This window comes from Pseudomonas sp. PS01299 (assembly GCF_029960145.1).
Classification (GTDB): Bacteria; Pseudomonadota; Gammaproteobacteria; order Pseudomonadales; family Pseudomonadaceae; genus Aquipseudomonas; species Aquipseudomonas putida_A.
This window is the reverse complement of sequence record NZ_JASCPO010000266.1, coordinates 1-7,103: the sequence shown is the minus strand read 5'-3', so window position 1 is coordinate 7,103 and position 7,103 is coordinate 1. Positions and strand designations below refer to the sequence as shown.

The window sequence follows — 7,103 nt, the reverse complement described above, 5'->3', positions numbered from 1 at the left end:
CGCGAATGCGGTGAATCAGCCAGCATATTCTTCGACTGACACACCGCATTCGCGAGCAAGCCCGCTCCCACAGGAGTGATGTGTTTATCCTTTGATCGCGCGCCAGATCTTGCCGACGACCGAAACCACCGCCAGCACTGCCGCGCCCGCGATGATCCCCGCCACGCCATTGAGCAGCACAGGGACTGCGAACCCGGCGCTACCGGCCGCCACACCGACACTTTCAATCCAGTGATGCAGCACAGGAACGCCGTGGGTAAGGATGCCGCCACCGACGAGGAACATCGCCGCCGTGCCGATCACCGACAGGCCTTTCATCATGTACGGGGCGGCGCGCAGGATTGCATTGCCGATGTTTTTTGCTGCCGCACCCGATTTCTGGGTCAGCCACAGGCCTAGATCGTCGAGTTTGACGATGCCGGCCACCAGGCCATAAACCCCCACGGTCATGACGATGGCGATGCCCGACATGACGATCACTTGCTGGGTCAGCGAAGCGTCGGCCACGGTGCCAAGTGTGATGGCGATGATTTCCGCCGAGAGGATGAAGTCAGTGCGGATCGCGCCTTTGATCTTGTCCTTCTCGTAAGCCACCAGATCGGTGGTCGGCTCGGCCACCGCCGCGCTCAATTGCGCGTGGTCGGCATCATCTTCGGCCTTGCTGTGCAGGAACTTGTGCGCGAGCTTCTCGAAACCTTCGAAACACAGGTACGCGCCGCCGACCATCAACAGCGGCGTCACCAGCCACGGCACGAACGCACTGATCGCCAGGGCCGAGGGCACCAGGATCAGCTTGTTGAGGAACGAGCCCTTGGCGACCGCCCAGACCACCGGAATTTCCCGCTCGGCGCGCACGCCGGAGACTTGCTGGGCATTGAGCGCCAAGTCATCGCCGAGCACGCCGGCGGTCTTCTTCGCGGCCATTTTGCTCATCAACGCCACATCATCCAGAACGGTGGCAATATCGTCGATCAGCACCAGCAAACTGCTTCCTGCCATGAATCTTGTTTCCTTATGTGAATAATGCCGCGCAGCATACCGCGACTGCGGGCCACACGGGGCATTCTTGAGCCATGCGCGAGGCCGGTGCTACCATGCGCAACCGCCAGAACAGGCAAGGAACCACCGGGTTTATGAGCACAATCCGCGAGCGCAACAAAGAACTGATCCTGCGTGCCGCCAGTGAGGAATTTGCCGACAAGGGCTTCGCTGCGACCAAAACCAGCGACATCGCCGCCAAGGCAGGATTGCCCAAGCCCAACGTTTACTACTACTTCAAATCCAAGGAAAACCTCTACCGCGAGGTCCTGGAAAGCATCATCGTGCCGATCCTGCAGGCTTCGACCCCGTTCAACCCGGACGGCGTACCGAGCGAAGTGCTCAGCGGCTACATCCGCTCGAAGATCCGCATCTCCCGCGACCTGCCCTTCGCCTCCAAGGTGTTCGCCAGCGAAATCATGCACGGCGCCCCGCACCTGAGCGCCGACCTGGTCGAGCAGCTCAACAGCCAGGCCAAGCACAACATCGACTGCATCCAGAGCTGGATCGACCGCGGCCAGATCGCCCCGATCGACCCCAATCACCTGATGTTCAGCATCTGGGCCGCGACCCAGACCTACGCCGACTTCGACTGGCAGATCTCTGCAGTGACCGGCAAGGACAAGCTGGACGAGGCGGATTACGAGGCTGCGGCGCAAACGATTATCCGGTTGGTGTTGAAAGGGTGTGAGCCGGACTGATAGACCGCGGTGACTGCTTCGCGAGCAAGCTCGCTCCCACAGGGAAACGCATTCCAAATGTAGGAGTGAGCCTGCTCGCGATCGAGGCGACACGGTTTCGGCTCAAACCCAAATCGCATCCCACAGCGGATAGTCTCCAAGCCTCTCCACCAGTCCAGCCCGCAATGGGTTGGCGACGACATACCTTGCCATCTTCACTAAATCCTCCTCCCGCCGCAGTGCCCGGTCATGAAACCCTCTTTGCCAGAGGCCAACATTTCTACCGGTAGCCTGATTCACCGCTTTGGTACTTAGCGACTTGGTCTTTTGCATCAGTTCGCTCAAAGACCCGCTCTGCAATTCGATTAACCAATGAAAATGATCTGGCATTACCACCCACGCCAGTGAGTTCGCCAAGCCGAGATCTTGTGCACGCCGAAATTGATGAACCACCAATCGGCCCAAAGCAAAATCGGCAAAGATCGGTTTGCGATCAAGAGTGTTGGTCGTCAGTAGGTAGATTCGATTGGGCTCGGCATAGCGACCGGCTCGCAATCGGTGTGCAGCGGGTAGATCAGGCATTCCTTTGCCTCCCATGATCAGCTCATGAGAAGACTAGTTCTGCGTGCTCAAGTTGATGGGACAGACTCTTGGCTGGATGTTTCTGGGAGAGAGCTATCGCGAGCAGGCTCACTCCTACAGGGGTTTGTGGTGTTCAGACATTTTGTGTCCAACCAGGATCCCTTGTAGGAGTGAGCCTGCTCGCGATAGCGGTTAATCAATCAACGCAGATTCAAGCAGCCACCCCCGCATCCGCCCTCAAATCCAGCGCCTCTACCGCTTTGATCGCCACCTGCTCATCAATATCCGACAGATCGCCGCTAATCCCAATCGCCCCCAGCACATTCCCCGCCTGATCACGGATCAACACCCCGCCCGGGGCCGGGACGACGCTGCCCTGGCCCATGCTGTTGAGTGCGGCGATGAAGGCCGGGCGTTGTTGGGCGTCCAGCGCCAGCAGGCGTGAGCCCTTGCCCAGGGCGATGGCGCCCCAGGCTTTGCCGATGGCGATGTTCGGGCGCAGCAGGCTGGCGCCGTCTTCGCGTTGCAGGGTGATCAGGTGGCCGCCGGTATCGAGTACCGCGATGGTCAGCGGCGCGGCGTTGATCCCGCGCCCGGTGCTGATGGCTTCGTTGACCAGGTTGACTGCGACTTTCAAGGTTAAAGCGCTCATGGTGCCGTCCTCATTTTGTTATTGGGAAAGTCGTGGGGCTGCGCTTAAGTGCCGCAGCCCGATGCCACAAATAGAACACAATGAATTATTTTTTTGTATACAATAATTCTCGAAAGGCGCCACATGCGACGAAAAGCCACAGCAAAACCGGCTTCCGACGAATGAAACAGACGCTTGAGAAAATGGATTGACCTGCGCCGTCCGCCGTGAATACACTCTGCGCAAAGCCACTTGTATACAATTACAAAACGTAAAGAGGCACAAAACCATGAGCAAAATGAGAGCAATCGAAGCCGCCGTTCTGGTGATGCGCCGTGAAGGGGTTGATACCGCTTTTGGCATTCCGGGTGCTGCGATCAACCCGCTGTACTCCGCCCTGCAGAAAGTCGGTGGCATCGATCACGTCCTCGCTCGCCACGTCGAAGGCGCGTCACACATGGCCGAGGGTTACACCCGCACCAAGGCCGGCAATATCGGCGTGTGCATCGGTACTTCCGGCCCTGCCGGTACCGACATGGTCACCGGGCTCTACAGCGCCTCGGCCGACTCGATTCCGATCCTCTGCATTACCGGCCAGGCACCCCGCGCCCGTATGCACAAGGAAGACTTCCAGGCGGTCGACATCACCAGCATCGTCAAGCCTGTCACCAAGTGGGCGACCACGGTTCTGGAGCCGGGCCAGGTGCCTTACGCGTTCCAGAAAGCCTTCTACGAAATGCGCTCCGGTCGTCCAGGCCCGGTGCTGATCGACCTGCCGTTCGACGTGCAGATGGCTGAAATCGAATTCGACATCGATGCCTACCAGCCGCTGCCGCTGGCCAAGCCAACCGCGACCCGCGTTCAGGTCGAAAAGGCTCTGGCGCTGCTGGATCAGGCCGAGCGTCCATTGCTGGTGGCCGGTGGCGGCATCATCAACGCCGACGCCAGCGATCTGCTGGTGGAGTTCGCCGAGCTGACCGGCATTCCGGTGATCCCGACCCTGATGGGCTGGGGCACCATTCCCGATGATCACCCGCTGATGGTCGGCATGGTCGGTCTGCAGACGTCGCACCGTTACGGCAACGCCACGCTGCTCAAATCCGATGTGGTGCTGGGCATCGGTAACCGCTGGGCCAACCGTCACACCGGTTCGGTCGACGTCTACACCGAAGGCCGCAAGTTCATTCACGTTGACATCGAAGGCACGCAGATCGGCCGCGTGTTCACTCCGGATCTGGGCATCGTCTCCGACGCCGCTGCCGCGCTGACCGTGTTCATCGAAGTCGCCCGTGAATGGCAAGCCGCCGGCAAGCTGAAAAACCGTAGCGCCTGGCTGCAGGATTGCCAGCAACGCAAAGCCAGCCTGCACCGCAAGACCCACTTCGACAACGTGCCGGTCAAGCCGCAGCGCGTATACGAAGAGATGAACCAAGTGTTCGGCAAAGACACCTGCTACGTCAGCACCATTGGTCTGTCGCAGATTGCCGGCGCGCAGTTCCTGCACGTCTACAAGCCGCGTCACTGGATCAACTGCGGTCAGGCCGGCCCGTTGGGCTGGACCATTCCGGCAGCGCTGGGCGTGGTCAAGGCCGATCCGAGCCGGAAAGTCGTGGCCCTGTCGGGGGACTATGACTTCCAGTTCATGATCGAGGAGCTGGCGGTCGGCGCTCAGTTCAAACTGCCTTACATCCACGTCGTGGTGAACAACTCGTACCTGGGGCTGATCCGTCAGGCCCAGCGCGGGTTCGAAATGGACTACTGCGTGCAGCTGTCCTTCGATAACCTGAACGCGCCGGAACTCAACGGTTACGGTGTCGACCACATCGCAGTCGCCGAAGGCCTCGGCTGTAAAGCCCTGCGGGTGTTCGAACCATCGGAAATCGCCCCTGCCCTGCGCAAGGCCGAACAGATGATCGAAGAGTTCAAGGTACCGGTGATTGTCGAGATCATCCTGGAGCGTGTGACCAACATCTCCATGGGGACCGAGATCAACGCCGTCAACGAATTCGAAGACCTGGCACTGGTCGGCAACGACGCGCCAACGGCGATTTCGTTGCTCGACTGAACGTAACTGGCTCCCTCTCCCTCCGGGAGAGGGCTGGGGTGAGGGAGCGATTTTGTGTCGTTCGGGGAATTTGGGGCCAACCCTGATTCCCCCCTCACCCTAACCCTCTCCCCCTGGAGAGGGGACTGATTGGGTTTAGTCTGACCACCCGCGTCAAAACCGTTTTAGGAGACCACCATGCCGCGTTTCGCTGCCAACCTGTCCATGCTGTTCACCGAACAGGATTTCCTTGCCCGTTTCGACGCCGCCGCCAAGGCCGGTTTCAGTGGCGTGGAATACCTGTTCCCGTACGACTTCAGCTCTGCGGAAATCAAGGCCAGGCTCGATGCCAACGGTCTGACCCAAGTGCTGTTCAACCTGCCGGCCGGTGACTGGGCCAAGGGCGAGCGCGGTATCGCGTGTCTGCCGGATCGGGTTGAAGAGTTCCGCGCCGGGGTCGATCTGGCGATTGCCTACGCGCAAGTGCTGGGCAACACCCAGGTCAACTGCCTGGCCGGTATTCGTCCGCAGGGTATTGATGACGCCACCGTCGAGAAGACCTTCGTCGCCAACCTCAAGTACGCGGCCGACAAGCTGCAGGCGGCCGGTATCAAACTGGTGATGGAAGCGATCAACACCCGCGACATCCCGGGTTTCTACCTGAACAACACGGCGCAAGCCCTGTCGATTCGCGAGCAGGTCGGCAGCGCCAATCTGTTCCTGCAATACGACATCTATCACATGCAAATCATGGAAGGCGATCTGGCCCGCACCCTGCAATCGCACCTGGCCGAGATCAACCATGTGCAGCTCGCGGACAACCCGGGGCGCAACGAGCCGGGCACCGGTGAGATCAACTACCGCTTCCTGTTCGAACACCTGGATCGCATCGGTTATCAGGGTTGGGTGGGTTGCGAGTACAAGCCGCTGACCACTACTGAAGCGGGTCTTGGCTGGTTGAAAACCCACAACGCCATTTAAGAACACTGCAAAACCCTTGTGGGAGCGGGCTTGCTCGCGAATGCGGTGGTTCAGTCAACACGGATATTGAATGTTCCACCGCATTCGCGAGCAAGCCCGCTCCCACCCAAAGCAACACCCCCTATTTCGCTTGAGCAAGACAAAAACAAGAGGATTTTCTCATGGCTAAAATCGGATTTATCGGCACCGGCATCATGGGCCACCCAATGGCTTCGAACCTGCAGAAAGCCGGTCACAGCCTGTTCCTGTCGGCGCACCACGACGCCGCTCCAGCCGATCTGGTCGCCGCTGGCGCCGTCGCCCTGGCCAACCCGCGCGAAGTGGCGCAGGAAGCTGAATTCATCATCGTCATGGTGCCGGATACCCCGCAGGTCGACGACGTACTGTTCCGCGCCGACGGCGTCGCTGCCGGCATCGGCAAAGGCAAAGTAGTGATCGACATGAGCTCGATCTCGCCGACCGCCACCAAGGCCTTCGCCAAGAAGATCAACGAGAAAGGTGCGCAGTACCTCGACGCGCCAGTGTCCGGCGGTGAAATCGGCGCCAAGGCTGCGACCCTGAGCATCATGGTCGGTGGCGATGCCGATGCCTTCGAACGCGCCCTGCCGCTGTTCCAGGCCATGGGCAAGAACATCACTCTGGTCGGTGGCAATGGCGACGGTCAGACCGCCAAAGTGGCGAACCAGATCATCGTCGCGCTGAACATCCAGGCCGTGGCTGAAGCGCTGCTGTTCGCCTCGAAAAACGGCGCTGATCCAGCCAAGGTGCGTGAAGCGCTGATGGGCGGTTTCGCTTCGTCGAAGATCCTCGAAGTGCACGGCGAGCGCATGATCAAAGGCACCTTCGATCCGGGCTTCCGCATCAGCCTGCACCAGAAGGACCTGAACCTGGCCCTGCAAGGCGCCAAGGAGCTGAACATCAATCTGCCGAACACCGCCAACGCCCAGCAAGTGTTCAGCACCTGCGCGGCCATCGGTGGCAGCAACTGGGACCACTCGGCGCTGATCAAGGGTCTGGAACACATGGCCAACTTCTCGATTCGCGACAAAAAATAAAGCCTTTGCCCCACTTTCCATGTGGGAGCGGGCTTGCTCGCGAAGAGGGCGTTTCAGTCGACATGGAGATTGACTGACCCACCGCCTTCGCG

7 protein-coding genes are annotated in these 7,103 nt (G+C 59.9%); 4 read left to right on the top strand and 3 right to left on the bottom strand.

Going from position 1 to position 7,103, the window contains the following annotated elements; translation table 11 throughout:
• Window positions 1-84: 84 nt before the first annotated feature.
• On the bottom strand, window positions 85-999 hold the full coding sequence (locus tag QMX91_RS27270; protein WP_098967870.1) for a DUF808 domain-containing protein: 915 nt from the start codon (window positions 997-999) through the stop codon (window positions 85-87).
• A gap of 134 nt (window positions 1,000-1,133) precedes the next feature.
• Here QMX91_RS27270 and QMX91_RS27265 point away from each other — a divergent pair, with 134 nt between their 5' ends.
• Window positions 1,134-1,739 (top strand): TetR/AcrR family transcriptional regulator, encoded by a 606-nt coding sequence (locus tag QMX91_RS27265; protein ID WP_007969638.1) that lies wholly within the window; start codon window positions 1,134-1,136, stop codon window positions 1,737-1,739.
• A 102-nt stretch (window positions 1,740-1,841) separates the two neighbouring features.
• Here QMX91_RS27265 and QMX91_RS27260 read toward each other — a convergent pair whose 3' ends face one another.
• Both QMX91_RS27260 and QMX91_RS27255 read right to left on the bottom strand, forming a co-directional pair.
• Window positions 1,842-2,300 (bottom strand): transposase, encoded by a 459-nt coding sequence (locus tag QMX91_RS27260; RefSeq protein ID WP_098968488.1) that lies wholly within the window; start codon window positions 2,298-2,300, stop codon window positions 1,842-1,844.
• Window positions 2,301-2,511: 211 nt separating this feature from the next.
• A complete protein-coding gene (locus QMX91_RS27255) occupies window positions 2,512-2,952 on the bottom strand; it encodes a heme-binding protein (RefSeq protein ID WP_027613943.1) in 441 nt (146 codons plus the stop codon).
• A 268-nt stretch (window positions 2,953-3,220) separates the two neighbouring features.
• Here QMX91_RS27255 and gcl point away from each other — a divergent pair, with 268 nt between their 5' ends.
• The 3 genes from gcl (at window position 3,221) to QMX91_RS27240 (ending at window position 7,011) form a co-directional block, all read left to right on the top strand.
• Window positions 3,221-4,996 (top strand): glyoxylate carboligase, encoded by a 1,776-nt coding sequence (gcl, locus tag QMX91_RS27250; RefSeq protein WP_096796234.1) that lies wholly within the window; start codon window positions 3,221-3,223, stop codon window positions 4,994-4,996.
• Between the two features lie 177 nt (window positions 4,997-5,173).
• Entirely contained in the window at window positions 5,174-5,956 is a 783-nt protein-coding gene (hyi, locus tag QMX91_RS27245; protein WP_282413656.1) for a hydroxypyruvate isomerase, read from the top strand.
• Window positions 5,957-6,117: 161 nt separating this feature from the next.
• Window positions 6,118-7,011, top strand: coding sequence for a 2-hydroxy-3-oxopropionate reductase (locus QMX91_RS27240; RefSeq protein WP_282413655.1), 894 nt, complete (start codon window positions 6,118-6,120; stop codon window positions 7,009-7,011).
• Window positions 7,012-7,103: the final 92 nt, after the last annotated feature.